The sequence below is a fragment of the Sphingomonas sediminicola genome (assembly GCF_049991885.1).
GTDB lineage: Bacteria > Pseudomonadota > Alphaproteobacteria > Sphingomonadales > Sphingomonadaceae > Sphingomicrobium > Sphingomicrobium sediminicola.
Map to the genome: position 1 here is coordinate 128063 of NZ_CP178916.1, position 15976 is coordinate 144038.

At 63.8% G+C, this 15976-nt stretch carries 15 protein-coding genes; 2 read left to right on the forward strand and 13 right to left on the reverse strand.

Going from position 1 to position 15976, the window contains the following annotated elements; translation table 11 throughout:
• Positions 1–75: 75 nt before the first annotated feature.
• Positions 76–2094 (forward strand): PAS domain-containing protein, encoded by a 2019-nt coding sequence (locus tag ACMC5O_RS00665; protein WP_187708125.1) that lies wholly within the window; start codon positions 76–78, stop codon positions 2092–2094.
• A gap of 8 nt (positions 2095–2102) precedes the next feature.
• Here ACMC5O_RS00665 and tilS read toward each other — a convergent pair whose 3' ends face one another.
• The 9 genes from tilS to ACMC5O_RS00710 all read right to left on the reverse strand — a co-directional run bounded on the left by tilS (position 2103) and on the right by ACMC5O_RS00710 (position 11850).
• On the reverse strand, positions 2103–3074 hold the full coding sequence (gene tilS, locus ACMC5O_RS00670) for a tRNA lysidine(34) synthetase TilS (RefSeq protein WP_187708124.1): 972 nt from the start codon (positions 3072–3074) through the stop codon (positions 2103–2105).
• Positions 3075–3089: 15 nt separating this feature from the next.
• Positions 3090–3887 carry a tetratricopeptide repeat protein gene (locus ACMC5O_RS00675; protein WP_187708123.1) on the reverse strand — a complete coding sequence of 266 codons (798 nt, stop codon included), beginning with the start codon at positions 3885–3887 and terminating at the stop codon, positions 3090–3092.
• A gap of 78 nt (positions 3888–3965) precedes the next feature.
• A complete protein-coding gene (locus ACMC5O_RS00680; RefSeq protein WP_187708122.1) occupies positions 3966–4799 on the reverse strand; it encodes a helix-turn-helix domain-containing protein in 834 nt (277 codons plus the stop codon).
• A gap of 72 nt (positions 4800–4871) precedes the next feature.
• Positions 4872–7139: a phosphoenolpyruvate--protein phosphotransferase gene (ptsP, locus tag ACMC5O_RS00685; RefSeq protein WP_426693096.1), complete on the reverse strand. Its 2268-nt coding sequence runs from the start codon at positions 7137–7139 to the stop codon at positions 4872–4874.
• 54 nt (positions 7140–7193) lie between these two features.
• Complete coding sequence (locus ACMC5O_RS00690) at positions 7194–7457, reverse strand: hypothetical protein (protein ID WP_187708121.1); 264 nt, start codon at positions 7455–7457, stop codon at positions 7194–7196.
• Entirely contained in the window at positions 7454–7969 is a 516-nt protein-coding gene (locus tag ACMC5O_RS00695) for a hypothetical protein (protein WP_187708120.1), read from the reverse strand. The genes ACMC5O_RS00690 and ACMC5O_RS00695 overlap by 4 nt, the downstream gene beginning before the upstream one ends.
• 119 nt (positions 7970–8088) lie before the next feature.
• Entirely contained in the window at positions 8089–9534 is a 1446-nt protein-coding gene (locus ACMC5O_RS00700; RefSeq protein WP_187708119.1) for an NAD-dependent succinate-semialdehyde dehydrogenase, read from the reverse strand.
• Between the two features lie 19 nt (positions 9535–9553).
• Entirely contained in the window at positions 9554–10612 is a 1059-nt protein-coding gene (locus ACMC5O_RS00705; RefSeq protein WP_426693097.1) for an NAD(P)H-dependent flavin oxidoreductase, read from the reverse strand.
• The gene (locus tag ACMC5O_RS00710; RefSeq protein WP_187708118.1) at positions 10609–11850 is read right to left on the reverse strand and encodes an aspartate kinase; all 1242 of its coding nucleotides are present in this window, start codon (positions 11848–11850) and stop codon (positions 10609–10611) included. The genes ACMC5O_RS00705 and ACMC5O_RS00710 overlap by 4 nt, the downstream gene beginning before the upstream one ends.
• A gap of 43 nt (positions 11851–11893) precedes the next feature.
• Here ACMC5O_RS00710 and ubiG point away from each other — a divergent pair, with 43 nt between their 5' ends.
• Entirely contained in the window at positions 11894–12610 is a 717-nt protein-coding gene (gene ubiG / locus ACMC5O_RS00715; RefSeq protein WP_187708117.1) for a bifunctional 2-polyprenyl-6-hydroxyphenol methylase/3-demethylubiquinol 3-O-methyltransferase UbiG, read from the forward strand.
• A 64-nt stretch (positions 12611–12674) separates the two neighbouring features.
• Here the strand turns inward: ubiG and ACMC5O_RS00720 are convergent, their stop codons facing one another.
• The 4 genes from ACMC5O_RS00720 to ACMC5O_RS00735 form a co-directional block, all read right to left on the reverse strand.
• Positions 12675–13238, reverse strand: coding sequence for a YybH family protein (locus ACMC5O_RS00720; protein ID WP_426693098.1), 564 nt, complete (start codon positions 13236–13238; stop codon positions 12675–12677).
• Positions 13239–13345: 107 nt separating this feature from the next.
• On the reverse strand, positions 13346–14905 hold the full coding sequence (locus ACMC5O_RS00725; RefSeq protein WP_426693099.1) for a M20 family peptidase: 1560 nt from the start codon (positions 14903–14905) through the stop codon (positions 13346–13348).
• Entirely contained in the window at positions 14803–15474 is a 672-nt protein-coding gene (locus tag ACMC5O_RS00730) for a glutathione S-transferase family protein (RefSeq protein ID WP_187708113.1), read from the reverse strand. Before ACMC5O_RS00730 ends, ACMC5O_RS00725 begins: the two co-directional genes overlap by 103 nt.
• Positions 15475–15521: 47 nt before the next feature.
• Complete coding sequence (locus tag ACMC5O_RS00735; RefSeq protein WP_187708112.1) at positions 15522–15953, reverse strand: hypothetical protein; 432 nt, start codon at positions 15951–15953, stop codon at positions 15522–15524.
• Between the last annotated feature and the right edge of the window lie 23 nt (positions 15954–15976).

Below are 15976 nucleotides of genomic sequence, written 5' to 3' on the forward strand. Positions count from 1 at the left end.
GCGTCATGAACAAAGTGCCGTCCGCTGTCCGAGCCTGAACTTTCGTCCCTTCCGTTTCTTCGGGGCGGCGGTGAGATGGGCGAGCGGATCCGCGCCCATGACTGGGCGAGCACGCCGTTCGAACATCCGCGTTCGTGGCCGCATTCGCTGCGTTCCGCACTGTCCGTCTGCCTGCATTCAAGCTTTCCTACGGCGATCTATTGGGGCTCGGAGCTTCGGCTTCTTTACAATGATGCCTGGGCGCCGATCCCTGCAGAACGTCATCCGTGGGCGCTCGGTCGGTCCGGTGCCGAGGTCTGGGCCGACATCTGGGACGTTGTCGGTCCTCAGTTCGAGCAGGTGATTGCTACGGGCAAAGGCTTCTCCACCTATGACCAGCTGTTGTGGATGGAGCGCGACGGCGTTCCGCAGGAGACCTACTGGAATTACAGTATTACGCCTCTGCTCGACGACGAAGGAACCGTCGTTGGCATCCTCAACCAAGGAAACGAAACGACCGATCGCGTGCTTGCGGACAGGAGGCGCGCGGCGGAGATCGAGCGGCAACGCAGACAGTTTCAACAGGCTCCGGGTTTCATTGCGGTCCTCAATGGACCCGAACATCGCTACGAATTTGTCAATTCGACTTACACACGCCTGTTCGGCGAGCGCGATTACCTCGGCAAATCGGTCGGCGAATTGTTTCCGGAACTCGAAGGGCAGGGAATTTTCGAGCTGCTGAACCGGGTTTACCAGACAGGGGAACGGTACATCGCGGAGGCCCTTCCGGTCAGGCTAAACGTCCAGGACGGAGCAGCCGGGAACGAGCGTTACCTCGATTTCATCTATGCGCCGGTCACTGATGAAGACGGTTGCGTCACGGGCATCTTCTGCGAGGGCCACGACGTCACCGAAATTCACCGCGCACAAGAGGATCTGCGCGAGCTTAACGACAGCCTGGAACGCCGGGTTGTCGAGCGGACAGCGGAGCTCGAACAGGCGCAGGAGGCTCTGCGCCAGAGCCAGAAGCTGGAGGCCATGGGGCAACTGACCGGCGGCGTCGCGCACGATTTCAATAACTTGCTGACCCCCATTATCGGCAGCCTCGACATGCTCCAGAGGCAAAAAGTCGGGAACGAGCGGACCCAGCGCCTGATCGAAGGTGCGCTGCAGTCGGCCGACCGCGCCAAGACACTTGTTCAGCGTCTCCTGGCCTTCGCGCGAAGGCAGCCCCTCCAGCCTGTGGCCGTCGACGTTGCCGGGCTCGTTGCGGGAATGGCAGAACTGGTTGAAAGCACTTCCGGACCGCGCGTGAAGGTCGAGGTCGTCGTTGGGTCCGATCTTCCCGCTGCTCGAGCGGACGCCAATCAGGTGGAGATGGCGATTCTGAATCTCGCGGTGAACGCGCGCGATGCGATGCCGGACGGCGGGAAGCTATCCATTGTTGCCTCAAGCCAGCTGATCGAGCGCGGGCACAAGTCAAAGCTTCCACCCGGCCAATATATTCGCCTGGCTGTTTCTGACACTGGTGTTGGTATGGACCGGCCGACACTGGACCGCGCAATCGAGCCGTTCTTCAGCACGAAGGGCATCGGCCAGGGAACGGGGCTAGGCCTCTCCATGGTGCACGGACTGGCTTCCCAGCTTGGCGGGGCGCTCACCATTTCAAGCCGACCCGGCGTCGGGACTTGCGTAGAACTATGGCTTCCGGTCGCGGGTGAAGAGGCCGCGTTGTCCGAGGAGAGCAGGGAGCCGGAGGCTTCCGCTGGAGCCGGAGAAGTTCTCCTGGTCGATGACGAGACCCTTGTTCGCGCCAGTACAGCCCACATGCTTTCCGAGCTCGGCTTCACCGTGACGGAAGCGGGATCGGCGGAGGAGGCTGTTCGGATCCTGACGGGCGGCTTCCGTCCGGACCTTCTAGTCACCGACCACCTCATGCCCGGAAAGAGCGGCACGGACTTGGTCAGAGAGGCGCAGGAGATTTGGCCGGAAATGCGGGTCCTCATCGTTTCCGGATATGCCGACGAGACCGGAATTGCTTCGGACGTTCCCCGCCTCGTGAAGCCGTTTCGCCATTCCGATCTTGCCGCGAGCGTTACCTTGGTAATGAGCTGACGTTCACGTCAGCGCGAGCGCGGTGCTGCTCGCGAGAAGGTCCACCGCGGACCGCCGCTACAGCGGACTCCCCGTAACGTTGTCGTTTTTGCGGCCTCCAAATCGCTGAGAAGGCGGTCGATCTCCCGTCCACGGAGGTCGTCAGGCTCGCCTTCATTCCCGAGCCGGGCGATTGCCATGGCAACGATGCGTCGGAGGATGCCCCTGGGTGCGCCCGGGTCGCGATAGACGATTTCATTGTCGTTCTCTTCGACGAACCCGGCCCAAACCTGGACGGAGGCCCACTCGAGCGCTTCATCACTCCACGCTAGATTTTCGGCGCTGCGGGCGAGCGCTTCGGGGTCCAGCCAGTCGGCCGCAGCCAGCGCCTGCCGGATTCGAATTCGCTCGAAGCGCTCATCCAGATTGCTGGGATCGGCGACCGGTTCGACGCCTGCTTCGCTGCAGACGCGCTCGAGTTCGGCCCGCCGCCAACTCAGCAGCGGCCGTAGCAGCGCAAAGTCGGGATAGCCCGGCACCTTCGACTTGCGGCGCATCCCCGCCAGGCCGCGGACGCCCGACCCCCGGTTCAGCCGCATCACCAGGGTCTCCGCCTGATCGTCGAGATGGTGTGCGGTCAGGAGTGCGCCGAGGCCGCGTTCGTGCATCCATCCTGCGAGCGCGCCGTACCGAACCGCACGTGCCTGCTCCTGAATTGCGGACGCAGGCGGCAAGTCCCATTCGATTGTGAGGATGGCGTGCTGGACGTCCATCGCCTCGCACAGGTTCGCGACCATTTCGGTTTCCGCGGCGCTTTCGGGTCTCAAACCATGATCGACAGTGGCGGCCTCAAATTCACTCGGCCGTGCCGATGCAGCAAGCAGCAGGAGCGCCAGGCTGTCCGGTCCACCGGAGACGGCGACCCCGAACCGCGTACCTGGCTCGATCAGCGTGTCGAGATCGGCGCGGAATCGATCAACGAGCGCGACATTGGGGACCATATATGGCCCCTTACGTCATGACTTGCACTTTGCCTGCGTTTTCGCGGTGGGGAGCATCTTCTGCAGGTCAGCCCGCATGTTCGAGCCGTACACTGCTTCCAATTCTCCGTAGGCCTTGCAGGCCTGGCTTGGCTGGTCGAGCTTCATCAGCGATTGGCCGAGGTAGAAGAGGCTGTCCGCTGCGCGCTCACCCTTCGGGTTTCCGCGATAGTTGGCGAGCAGGACTTCCGCGGCTGCACGCGCCTCGCCCTTATCTAGCATTGCCCGGCCGGCGAGATTGTTCGCCCAGCTCGTCCGGCGATGATTCGGATAGGCAGAACTGAAGGCGCGCAGGGCGCCGATCGCCTCGTCGTACTTCCCGGCCTTCCAGAGCTGGTAGCCGGCATCATAGGCTTCCTCGGCCGGGTCGGTGTCCGTCGATGCGACGGCTGCAACTGGCTTCGGCGTGGATGATTTGCCGGCAACGGCTGGTTTCGGCTTCTCGGACGCTGGTTCGGATGCGGTCACAGTTGGCGCTGGTGTCCCGGCGGCAAGGCGGCTTTCCAGTGTTGAAATCCGTTGTGCGCTCGCCTCGCGCTCCTGCTGCAGGGTCGACTCAAGCTGGCTGATGCGTCGGCCGTTTTCTTCCTCGGCGCGCAGCAGGTCCGCGATCTGGCGCTCCAGCGCGACGATGCGGTTGTCGAGATTGATGACCGACGCCTGGGTTGCGGCAGGCTGCGGCTGCGCGGCCGAATATTGCGGCTGGACCTGCGCCGCCGCGGGCGCGGTGACCAGAAGCGTTGCGGCTACGGTGCTGAAAAGTACGGTTCTCATGTTCCCTCCCCGCGGGAAAATCTATTCGGAACAGTCGCCTAAGCCAAGCGCGGAGTGCAGTGGATCAGGCGCGAAAAGCTAACCCGCGCTGTTCTGCACGGGCGGCGTCGCAGGTGCCGATGGTGTCGTGCCAGCGCCGCCACGCATGAGGTCGGCCGGGGCAAGGCTCACGTTAGAAGCCACCTTGCCGGGCGTACCGACGGGCGGCGCTACGGCCGAGCCAACCGTGACCCGCAGGGCTTCGGGCTTCCCGGCCTTAAGCAGAGGCGCGGTCGCCGTTTGCGGAACGGTGTAGCTCTGGCCTGCTGCAAGCTCGCCCGAGAACAGCGTCTTGCCGCCGTCGGTGATCTGGATCCACGCGGCATCCGTCGCCGTGAGAACCACTGCGCCGCTCGCGGCCTGGGCCGGCTGCGGTTGCGGTTGAGCCGGCTGTGTCTGAACCGGACCGGCCTGCTGCGTCGGCGCAGTTGCGGCTGCTTCGGGCGCGGGGGCAGCCGCTTCGGGCTCGAGTGACCGGTTGTTCAGCCAAGTCATTACGACAACGAGCAGCACGATTGCGCCGATTGCCGAAAGAACGAGCCAGCGCGGCATCGTCCGCGCCGGGTCGGCGGGTTCAAAGACTTCGGGGCTGCCAGCGTCGAATCTCTGCCCGCCCATCTCTGCCCGGAGGTCGTCGCCGATCTCGGTCCGGTCGAGGCCGATGGCGCTCGCGTAACTCTTCGCAAATCCGATTGTGTAAGTTGGCGCCGGGAGCTTGGACCAGTCGCCGGCCTCCAGATTTTCGAGGTGCCGCAGCGGGATACGCGTCTGTGTAGCGATGTCCTCGAGGGACAGTTTCTGCTTCTCACGAGCCGCGCGAAGCCGCTCTCCAACCGCCGTCGTCTGGATGATGTCGTCGCTCTGTTCCGTCATCCGCTCCAACCCGAAATTCCACCCGCTTGTCGAAGTCGGGGCCCTAGCTGTCAACCGCCGTTTCGGACCGCCTCAGCCAATCGATACCTTATGCCGCCGGGCCCAGTCCGAAAGCGCCTTCCGCATGTTCGCGGGCGGGAGATCCAGCAGTTGCTCCATCCTGGTCCGGATGCGAGCGGCGTCGAGCGAACGGATCATCGCCTTGATCGGTCCGACGGCTGCCGGAGTGATCGAAAGCTGCTCGATCCCGATTCCGATCAGGGCCATCGCCTCAAGGGGGCGGCCGCCCATTTCGCCGCACACGCGCACCGGAACGCCGGCCTCGCGCGCCTGCTTGTTCACTCGCCTCAGGAAGCGGAGGATCGCCGGGCTCAGCCAGTCGTAGCGCTCGGCGAGCCGGGGATCCGCCCGGTCCGCAGCGAACAGAAATTGCGTGAGGTCATTTGTGCCGATGGAAAGGAAGTCGACATTCGGAAGCAGCAGGTCGAGCATTTCGGCCAGCGACGGCACTTCAAGCATTGCTCCGAACTCGACCTTTTTGGGGAGTGGTCGCTTCGACTTGCGTGCCCATGCGAGTTGTTCCTCGAACAGCTTGCGGGCTTCGTCATATTCCCAGGGTTCCGAGATCATCGGGAACATGACGCGCAGAACCTTGCCGCCCGATGCCTCGATTAGCGCGCGGGCCTGCGCTTTCATAAGGGTCGAGCGGTCGAGCGAGAGACGGATCGCCCGCCATCCCATGGCCGGGTTCTCGGCCTCGTCGCGAATGTCGGTCAGGTAGGGGAGAGCCTTGTCGCCGCCAATATCGACCGTTCGGAAGACGACCGGCTTGCTGCCCGCCGCGGCGAGAACTTTCGAGTAGAGCCTTTGCTGGCGATCCCGGCCGGGAAGGGTCGCCGAAACGAGGAATTGGAACTCGGTTCGGAACAGCCCGATGCCGTCGGCGCCCGACGCGTCGAGATTGACGGCGTCCTCGGCGAGGCCCGCATTGACCATCACGCTTATCGGTAGATCGTCTAGCGTGACCGCGGGAAGATTTCGGACCGCTTCATATTCGGCACGCCGCTTCTGCCGCGTCGCGAGCCGATGTTCGAAACCGGACAGGAGGACCTTGCCCGGCCGGACGATTACGCTGCCGTTGTCGCCGTCGACGAGGATCTGCTCGCCTTCCTCGACGCTGTGGCGGATGTCGGTCAGTCGTCCGACGACCGGCACTCCCATCGCCCGAGCGACGATGGTCATGTGCGCGGTTAGCGACCCTTCCTCGAGCAGTACAGCCTTCAGCCGGCGGCGGTCGTATTCCAACAGCTCGGCCGGGCCGAGGTTGCGGGCAATCAGAACCGTATCGCGCGCAAGGCCGGTCTGGGCCGCCGTTCCGAAGCGCCCGGACACGATCCGAAGCAGCCGGTTCGACAGGTCCTCAAGGTCGTGCATCCGCTCCTTCAGGATCGGATCGTCGATATCCTGCATGCGGGCGCGAGTGCGCTGCTGGACTCGCTCGATGGCCGCCTCGGCCGTCAGGCCGCTGTCGATCGCCTCGTTGATCCGCCGCGACCAACCCTCGTCGTAGGCGAACATCTTGTAGGTCTCGAGGATCTCCTGATGCTCACCCGCGGTGCCGAACTCGGCCTCCTTGGTCATCGCATCGATCTGCTCGCGCATCTTGCGGAAGGCCGAGTAGACGCGGTCACGCTCGGCCTCGATGTCCTCTGCGACTGTGTGCTCGACGACGATGCGAGGCTGGTGGAAGACCGCTTCGCCCTTCGCCATTCCGGCGACAAGCTTGAGTCCGGCGAGGCGCAGCGGCCCAGCGCTGCGGAGGCGGCTTCGCCTTGCCCCATCGACCAGCCGCGCGGCCGCGATCATCTCGGACAGGACCATCGCGACCGTCTGCAGCGCCTCGATCTCGACGTCCTCGTAGCGACGCGGTTCGGCATGCTGGACGGCAAGCACGCCGATCGGGCTTTCGAGCCGGACGATCGGAACCCCGGCGAAACTGTGGAAGCTCTCCTCGCCCGTTTCCGGACGGTAGGCGAAGGCAGGATGGTCTGCCGCTTCGGCAAGGTTCAGGATCCGGCCTTCAGCGGCAATCGTGCCGACGAGGCCTTCGCCCATTCCAAGCCTCGTAACGTGCACGGCTTCCTTGCGAAGGCCATGGGTCGCAAAGAATTCGAGCTTGTTGTCGCGAAGAAGATAGATCGAGCAAACTTCGCTCTGCATCGCCTCGGCGATCAGGTCGACGACCTTGTCGAGCTTAGCCTGCGCGCTGCCGCGGCCGGCCATGACTTCATGCAGGCCCGTAAGGATTTCCCGGGCGGAGGCGGCAGCGCTCAGCGGCATGGTCGAGCGCTAACAGATGCGCTGCGCCAATGTCACGCGGTTGCTAGTCGAAAGCTAGTATGTACCCAGCTGTTCGAGCGGATCGACTTGTATTTCTTCGTACGACTCCATCTCGATTTCCTGCCAGAGTAGGTCGATCATCTTCGCGAGTTCACGTACGTGCGGGACATCATGCCTCTGCACGTAGCGATACTTTTCCGAAAGCATCGAAACCTCGGCGAGGATCAGCCTCACCGTTTCTCCGTGCCGGTCGAGCGAGGGGATCGCCTCGTAGGCGTCGAGCTCCTTTGCGCGGAGAATGCTGTCGGAGGCGATCACAGGAGCCTCGCAATCAGATCCGGCTTCATTCCGGAGGCGCCCAGCAAATAGGCCCCGCAAGCCACGGCGACGACCAGGACGAAGATCGCGACCCGCCGCCACCAGTTCGGTCCCTCGGTCTCTTCGTCGTCGCAGACGGTCCACTCTTCCGCCGTTGGATCGGCGGCTTCTGCCGGCTGCGGCGTCTCGATTTGCCAGTCGCGCTGGCTGATCCCGGCGACAAGCGTGTGCTTCTCGACGTTCAGAGCAGCACGCTCCAACTCCAGCACATTGCCGAACACTCCATCGTCGTGGGCGGTCGGAACCTTCGCCAGATAGTCCTCGAGGCTTCGGTCCAGTGCGACGAGATCGTCAACGGCCTCCAAGGCGACGCGCCGGTCGCGTCGTTCCATGGCCAACTGCAGCCGAATGACCTTTAGCGTGCTGGCGCGGATCAGCATCAGACCCTCGGCCAGGTCCTCGCTCCCGATCGAAGGAATCGTCCGTTCACGCGTCGCGTTTGCCGGCTGCATGGTCCACCCCCTGAGTCGTATCAGCGAGGGTACGCCTGAAGGGGCTATCCGTGCGCTTCGGTCCGAGGAATTAACGCCTGACTGTTGGAGTTGCGCGATATTTTGACTTCTTAACCCGTCTATTGGACCGATTTGACGTCCTCGGTCTTGTCGGCTGCGACCTGCACGCTCTTGATGTTGGTGAATTCGCGGATGCCGAAGGATGAGCATTCTCGGCCGAAGCCGGAATGCTTGACGCCGCCGAACGGCATGCGCGGATCGGAGCGGACGTTGTCGTTGACGAAGCTCATGCCTGCTTCAAGTTCTTGTGCCGCGATGCGGCGGCCGCGCTCGAGATCGCCGGTCAGGACTCCGGAGCCCAGGCCGAACTCGCTGTTGTTGGCGATGCGGATGGCGTCGGCTTCATCGTCTGCAGCAATGATCGCGGCGACCGGGCCGAAGATTTCCGCGTCATGCGCCGGTTGGCCCTCCCGGACGTCGGCGAGAACGGTCGCCGGATACCAGGCCCCCGGACGATCGGGCACTGCGCCCCCGAGCAGGAGCCGAGCGCCATTGGCTACGCTCTTCTCGACCTGCTCATGGATATCGTCGCGAGCTTTCTCGCTGACCAGTGGCCCAAGCTTCGTGCCTTCTTTGCGCGGATCGCCCATCTCAAAGGCGCGCATGGCCTCGACGATGGCGGTCTCGAACTTTTCGAGGATCGGGCGGACGACGATGAAGCGCTTGCCGGCAATGCAGCTCTGGCCGCCGTTCACCATTCGGGCGGTCGCGCAGATCTTCGCTGCCGCTCCGATGTCGGCGTCTTCGAGGACGACGTAAGCGTCCGACCCGCCAAGCTCTAGCACACACTTCTTGAGGACCCCGCCCGCCGCGGTCGCGACGCTCCGTCCTGCAGCGATGCTTCCGGTTAACGTGACTGCGACGATATTGTCGTCCTCGATCAAGGCCTTCACTTCGCTGCTCGGGAGGAGGAGGGTACGGAAAAGATCGCGAGGCACGCCTGCCTCGTGGAGCACTTCCTCGATCGCCAGCGCGCAACCGGGAACATTGCTCGCATGCTTCAGCAGTGCGCCGTTGCCGGCCATCAGTGCGGGCGCAGCGAAGCGGAAGACCTGCCAGAACGGGAAATTCCACGGCATGACCGCCAGCACGACGCCGAGCGGATTGAATGTAACGAACGCCTCGCCGCCACCGACGTCCACCTGTTCGTTCGCGAGATAGCCCTCCGCGTGTTCAGCAAACCAGTCGCAGTGAAAGGCGCATTTCTCGACCTCGGCGCGGCCGTCGGTGAGCGTCTTGCCCATTTCCTCCGTCATCAGCGCCGCGAATTCGTCCTTGCGACGCCGGAGAACCTCCGCCGCCTTACGGATGACGGCCGAGCGTTCGGCGAAGGAGGTTCGGCGCCAGGATTCGAACGCCTTTCGCGCAGCCGCCGCGGCGGCCTTGGCGTCGCCGGTGCTAACCTCTTCGTAAGTGCGTCCGGGTTGGCCGGTAGCGGGATTCACCGTCTGAATCGTCCGAGTCTTCGCGTCGGTTTCGCGTTCGGTAGTGACCTGGTCCGTCATGTGCGCTTCCTCGTTCGCGCTATCCCCGGCTTTCCAATGCTGCGGCAGCTTCGTCGATCAATTCGCGGATGATCTCCGCAACCGGTTCCTCGCGGGTGACCATGCCGACAGACTGGCCGGCCATGACCGAGCCCGTCTCGACGTCGCCATCGATCACCGCGCGGCGAAGTGCGCCGGCCCAATAATGCTCGATCTGGAGCTGGGCCTCGGCCATCTCGATCGCGCCTTCGTCGAGTTTTTGCGCGACCTCACGCTGCTTGGCGGCAAAGTTCTCCATCTCGCGGTTTTTGAGCGCGCGGACGGGGATGACGGGCAGCCGAGGGTCGATCTGGACGGACGGGATCGCATCGCGTGCGGAGGCACGGATGAAGGCCTTCTTGAAGTTGGCGTGAGCGATGCTCTCGTTCGCGCAGACGAAACGGGTGCCGAGCTGGACGCCGACCGCGCCCATCTCGAGATAAGCGGCGACCGCCTCGCCGCGTGCGATGCCTCCAGCGATGAAGACGGGAATGTCGTGACTGACGTGCGGCAGGATTTCCTGCGCAAGCACGGTCGTGGAGACGGGTCCGATGTGACCGCCGGCCTCCATGCCCTCGATCACGATGGCATCGACGTTCGAGCGCATCAGCTTCTTGGCAAGGCTAAGCGCGGGGGCGAAGGCCATCAGCTTGGCGCCATGCGATTTGATCTTCTCGATCGCCTTGCCCGGCGGAAGGCCGCCTGCGAGCACGATGTGGCCGACATCGTGCTTCACGCAGGTGTCGATAAGCTCGAACAACTGCGGGTGCATGGTGATCAGGTTGACGCCGAACGGTCGCTTGGTGCGCGCCTTGGTCTCGGCGATCTCGGTGTCGAGCAACTCAGGCGTCATTGCGCCGCAGGCAATCACGCCGAAGCCGCCGGCATTAGAGATCGCGGAGACGAGGTTGCGCTCGCTGACCCAGCTCATCGCGCCGCCCATGATCGCAAAGTCGCAGCCCAGGAACTCCGTCCCGCGATGCATCAATTCCTTTAGTCGCGCATGGCCGACCGACTGGTGGACGGCGCGGGGTTCGGCGATCAGGCCTTCCCCGCTCATGCCGCAGCACTCTGGTCGTCGAGGCCGAAGGCCGTGTGAAGCACGCGGACGGCCAGTTCCAGTTCGTCTTCTGCAATCAAAGCACTCACCTTGATTTCGGACGTGGACACGGCGAGCAGGTTGATCCGCCGCTCGGCGAGGGTTTCGAACATTTTCGCCGCCAGCGCCGGGTTTGACCGGATGCCGACGCCGACAATGCTGACCTTCGCGACCGATGGGTCCTGCACGAGGTCGGAATAGCCGATCGCGTCCTTGCGCTGTTCGATCACCGAGATCGCCTGGGCGAGGCTAGCGCGCGGAACTGTAAAGGTTAGGTCGGACGAGCCCGTGTTCGGCGTCGCCGCATGGACGATCATGTCGACCTGGATTCCGGCCTCCGCGATCGGACTGATCGTGGCGGCGACCGTGCCCGGCGTATCGGCGATGCCGGTCAGCGTGATCCGTGCCTCGTTCCGGTCGGCGGCGATGCCCGCGATGAGGTTTCTTTCCATCTCCGCTCCTGAAAGTTCGGCAACAATATCCGTGCCGGGCTTGTCCTCGAACGCTGACAGAACGCGCAAGGGCATGTTTTCGCGCATTGCGAGACCGACCGAGCGGACCTGCAGTACCTTGGCTCCGACGCCGGCTAGTTCGAGCATTTCGTCGAACGTCACTTGGTTGAGCTTGCGCGCGTTGGGCACGATGCGTGGGTCGGTCGTGTAGACGCCGTCGACGTCGGTGTAGATGTCGCAGCGGTCGGCCTTCACGCCGGCAGCGATGGCGACGGCCGAGGTGTCCGATCCTCCGCGGCCGAGGGTGGCGACACGGCCGTCCTCACTAACACCCTGGAAGCCTGGTATGACGGCAACGGTGCCGCCCTTGAGTGCTTCGTCGAGGGTTGCGGATTCGATCGCTTCGACGCGGGCATTGCCGTGGACGCCGGACGCCCGGACCAGCTGCCAGCCCATGAAGCTGCGGGCCTTCACGCCCATGTTTTGAAGGGTCATCGCCAGCAGGCCGGACGTGACCTGCTCGCCCGACGCGACGACCACGTCATATTCCTTGGGATCGCTAAGCGCCGCAGCCTCGCGGCACAGCTGCACGAGCCGATCCGTCTCACCCGCCATGGCCGAAACCACGACCAGCACCTCATTGCCCGCCTCGGCCTCGGCCTCGCGTCGCACGCGACTCGCCACGTTGCGGATGCGCTCGATGCCCGCCATCGACGTGCCGCCGAATTTCATGACGATGCGAGGCATTGGGCTCCTTGGGTGATCGGGCGCGCCCTGTTAGGAGGCGACTATGGCGGAAACAAGCATCGTCCGAGAAGAGATTGAGCAGTTCGGAAAGCTCGCCGGGGACTGGTGGGACCCGAAGGGCGCGTCGGCGATGCTGCACAAGCTCAACCCGGTGCGGCTGGGCTACATCCGCGACTGGATCGACCAGCACTGGGCGCTCGACGAGCACAGCCGCCGTCCGCTGGCAGGAAAGACTGCACTGGACGTGGGCTGTGGTGCCGGTTTGCTGGCGGAGCCATTGGCGAGGCTAGGGGCGAAGGTCACGGCAATCGACCCGACGCCAGAGCTGATCAGCGTCGCCCGCGACCATGCGGCAGGTCAGGGCCTCGACATCGACTATCGCGTGTCGGCGGTTGAAGGCCTTGACGGTACGTTCGACCTGATCACGTCGATGGAAGTGATCGAGCATACTGCCGACCCACAGCAATTCCTCAACGACCTGGCGGAGCGGCTCGCACCGGACGGCCTGCTGATCATGTCGACCCCGAACGCGACGGCCTGGTCGAAGCTGATCACCATCACCCTCGCCGAAAGGTTCGGAGCGATTCCGAAGGGCACGCATGACTTCGACAAGTTCATCGCGCCGGAGCGGATGAAGCAGTTGCTGGCCAAGGCCGGCCTCAAATGCCTCGACGTCGAAGGCCTCGCCTTCAGCCCGACGCGCGGGCTCCACTTGAGTGAGGATTTGCGGCTCAATTATTTGCTGGCTGCGACGAAATAGGCTTATTGCCTATGTCTGCTTTCGACCCATTCCTGCCATTAGCGGCCAGTGAGCGTTACGTCGGTCAGCCTCCCCCCGCCGGCAGGTCACTGTTGAAGATATCGGCAGCTGCTTTCCATTCGCCGCCGACCTTGCGCCAGACCACAACATATTTCCCTGTGTCGCTCTGAGCCTTACCCGATGGCGCAACCGCCAGCCGGTAGGTTCCACGATCCAGCGCCATGTCCCCGGAATTAGACACGACAATTTGCTCCGGAGCGAACGTGAGTTCGAAGCCGGGCGTGTTCATCATCGAAGCCCAAGTCTGCTGAATCGCTACCCGTCCTTTGCCGATGGCCGTATTTGGCGGCATCACGGCGCCGTCTTCGGTATACAACTGGGCAATAGCGGCCGCGTCTTTCGCTTTAACGAGCTCGAGCCATCGAGCGACCTGGCCGCGAATAGCTTCCTCGTCAGCAGTGCTGCTAACGCTCACAGCGGCCTCGGACGAGTTGCCGTTCGCATTCTCTTTTCCGGTGTCACATGATGAGATCAGCAACGCTGTCGCAGTAAGCAGCATTAGGCGGATTGTCATGGCATCCCTCCCAGAGTGCATGATGACCTTAAATAGCATGGTTTCCTCAGTCACGGCAGACGGCGAGGCTCGTCATGGATTGTGGTCGCTTAGCTGATCGCCCAGCGTTGTCGCAGCTCCACCCATTGCAGCCATCAAACAATCCTCGATCGCACGAGAATTCAGCGGCGTTCAGCCGAACTCATTAGCCTTTCGTAAAAGGCAATCGCCCTCATGTAATCGGCGATGGCGATCCGCTCGTCGTTGCCGTGAAAGCGGGTGAGGTCGCCCTTGCGCATTGTGATTGGCACGAAGCGGAGGACGGCCTTCGCGACGCCCTGATAATGGCGGCCATCAGTCGCGCCGACGACCAGCCCCGGTGAAATTCCAGCCTCCGGAAAGCTGGAACGAACAAGCGCACTGAACTGCCGGTACTCCGCGCTTTTCGGCGAAACGGGCGTTCCCGGATCTTGCTGGAATGAGGCCGGGCGAACCTGAACCTGCGGATCGTCGATGACGCGGCGGTCATGCTGGAGCACGCTTTCGACCGTGTCTCCCGGTAGGATGCGGTGATTGACGACTGCGTGAGCGACCTGTGGGATCACATTGTCCTTGGTCCCGGCGTTGAGGATCGTCGGCGCGGTCGTGGTGCGAATGGCGGCGGCGGTGCTCGGCACGGCAAGGAGCTGCCGCTCGAGCAGAGGGCCCGTGAGCCAGCGATTGGCGAGCGCCGCCCGCATCGCAAAGCCCCCGTAAGGAGCGATGCCGTCCAGCATTGCTCCGGACGCGCCGTTGATCCTCGCCGGCATCTGGTGCTCGGCCAGACGCTCGACCGCGCGGGCGATCCGGACCGCGGAATTGTCGTTGGCGGGCATGGAACTGTGCCCGCCGGCGCCGGTGGCTGTTAGCTCGAACGAGACATAGCCCTTCTCGCCGATGCCGATCATAGCGATCGGCGCGTTCACGCCACCAATCACTCCGTCGAGAACGGCATAGCCCTCGTCGAGACCGAGCCCGATGTTCGCGCCCCGCTGCTTGAGTAGGGCTGCCATGGCCTTCGCGCCTTCTCCGCCGCGCTCCTCGTCATGGCCGAAGGCGAGGTAAATGGTCTGCTTCGGCCGATAACCGCGGGCCAGAAGTCGCTCGGTCGCCTCAAGGATGGCCATCAGCGAACCCTTGTCGTCGATCGCTCCGCGCCCGAGCACGAAGCCGTAGGCGATCGTGCCGCTGAACGGCGGAGCGCTCCACTTGCCTTCGCTTCCGGCCTCGACCGGGACGACGTCCTGATGGGCCATCAGTAGCAGGGCGGGGGCGGACGGATCCGTGCCCGGCCAGGTGAAGAGCAGGCTCCCTCCGGGCAATTCCTCGCGCTTCAGCTGCGCGTGGACGCGGGGAAAACTCTGCTCGAGGAAGGTGTGGAAGGCAGCGAACACCTCGGGCGACGCTGGTCCGGTCTCGGTCGAAATTGTCTGTGCCTGCAGGGCCTTTGAGAGACGCTGGACCGCCGCAGTATCAGTCGGCAGAGGCGGCGGGACTTTGCCGAGCGGCTCGGCCTTCAACCTTAAGGTGTTGAACAGAACGACGGCGACGAGCGCCAGCAGCAGGATCGCTGCGGCCAGCCCGATCTTTCGGACCGTCCTCAGAAGTCGACCTTGTCGTAATGGGCGGGCGGCACGATCACCTCCATTCGCTCGCCGAGCAGCGGCCGGAAGCTCGGCCTCGACTTCATGACGGCGTACCAATCCTTGGTCTGCTTGTGCCCGCGCCAGTCGAGCGCACCGAGATAGTCTATGACGCTGAGATGTGCGGCGGCGGCGAAATCAGCGAGGCTCAGGCCCGGTCCGGCAAGCCAGCGCCGGTGGTCGAGCAGATAGTCGACGTAATCGAGGTGATTGTTGGCGACCCGCATCGCCTCGCGGAGGATACGCGTATCGGGGCTTTCCTTGCTGACGAGGCGCTTGCGCATGCGCTCGTTCATCAGCGGCTCGACGACCTCGCGATACAGCTTCTCGTCGAACCATTCGGTGAGGCGTCGGATCTCCGCACGGAGCGCGGCGTTGCCGTGGATCATCGGCATCCGGTCGACCGTCTCGTCGAAATACTCAACGATCGGCTGCGAGCCGATCAGGGTGATACCCTGGTCCGCCTCGACCATGACGGGCGTTTCGCCGGCGGGATTGAGATCGACGAACTCGTCGCGGCGCTCCCACGGGTTCTCGCGGACGAGCTCAGCCGCAATGCCCTTTTCTGCGAGGACGAGCCTGACCTTGCGGGAAAAGGGACAGAGCGGGAATTGGAAGAGCTGCCACATTTGAGGGCAGCTTTAGCGAGGGCAGCGCCCGCGTCTAGGCGTCTGCGTCACCGCCGCGGATAATCGGGACGGGGGACGTTCGCCGAGGCCCGATCAAGCTCCTGCTTCGCGTCCTCGAGGCTTTTCATGATCGACGGAAGCGCCGCCTGAACGGCCCGCATTCCGGCCTGCATCGCCGGCCGGGTCGCTTCGATCTGCTGACGGACGTCGCGCTCGTTCATTCCCGTCTCATTCCGGAGAGTCCGGCGCCGGTCGGCGGCTGTCGGCTGACGGCCTTCGACGGCTGCTTCCACCTCGCCAACGGGCAGGTTCAGGAACGCCTTCGACATGGCGACCATGGTGTCGGTCAACCGGTCGGCCCAGCGCATGTCAGTCACCTCGGGCGGAAGCTGGTACGCCTGAGGCGGAGGCGGCGCTGCCTGCGCGAATGCCGGCGAGGCCAAAGCTGCAAGCGGAAGCGTGAGAAAAATGGCGCGCATGGTACGAGTCCCGAGGGCCAGAA

What these genes read in the sequence shown, in the direction of transcription:
- ACMC5O_RS00665 (WP_187708125.1), top strand. Translation starts at nt 76, where the DNA reads ATGGGCGAGCGGATCCGCGCCCATGACTGGGCGAGCACGCCGTTCGAA.
- ACMC5O_RS00735 (WP_187708112.1), bottom strand. Translation starts at nt 15,953, where the DNA reads ATGCGCGCCATTTTTCTCACGCTTCCGCTTGCAGCTTTGGCCTCGCCG.
- ACMC5O_RS00695 (WP_187708120.1), bottom strand. Translation starts at nt 7,969, where the DNA reads ATGCAGCCGGCAAACGCGACGCGTGAACGGACGATTCCTTCGATCGGG.
- ACMC5O_RS00675 (WP_187708123.1), bottom strand. Translation starts at nt 3,887, where the DNA reads ATGAGAACCGTACTTTTCAGCACCGTAGCCGCAACGCTTCTGGTCACC.
- ACMC5O_RS00680 (WP_187708122.1), bottom strand. Translation starts at nt 4,799, where the DNA reads ATGACGGAACAGAGCGACGACATCATCCAGACGACGGCGGTTGGAGAG.
- ACMC5O_RS00730 (WP_187708113.1), bottom strand. Translation starts at nt 15,474, where the DNA reads ATGTGGCAGCTCTTCCAATTCCCGCTCTGTCCCTTTTCCCGCAAGGTC.
- ACMC5O_RS00705 (WP_426693097.1), bottom strand. Translation starts at nt 10,612, where the DNA reads ATGAGCGGGGAAGGCCTGATCGCCGAACCCCGCGCCGTCCACCAGTCG.
- ptsP (WP_426693096.1), bottom strand. Translation starts at nt 7,139, where the DNA reads ATGCCGCTGAGCGCTGCCGCCTCCGCCCGGGAAATCCTTACGGGCCTG.
- ACMC5O_RS00710 (WP_187708118.1), bottom strand. Translation starts at nt 11,850, where the DNA reads ATGCCTCGCATCGTCATGAAATTCGGCGGCACGTCGATGGCGGGCATC.
- tilS (WP_187708124.1), bottom strand. Translation starts at nt 3,074, where the DNA reads ATGGTCCCCAATGTCGCGCTCGTTGATCGATTCCGCGCCGATCTCGAC.
- ACMC5O_RS00700 (WP_187708119.1), bottom strand. Translation starts at nt 9,534, where the DNA reads ATGACGGACCAGGTCACTACCGAACGCGAAACCGACGCGAAGACTCGG.
- ubiG (WP_187708117.1), top strand. Translation starts at nt 11,894, where the DNA reads ATGGCGGAAACAAGCATCGTCCGAGAAGAGATTGAGCAGTTCGGAAAG.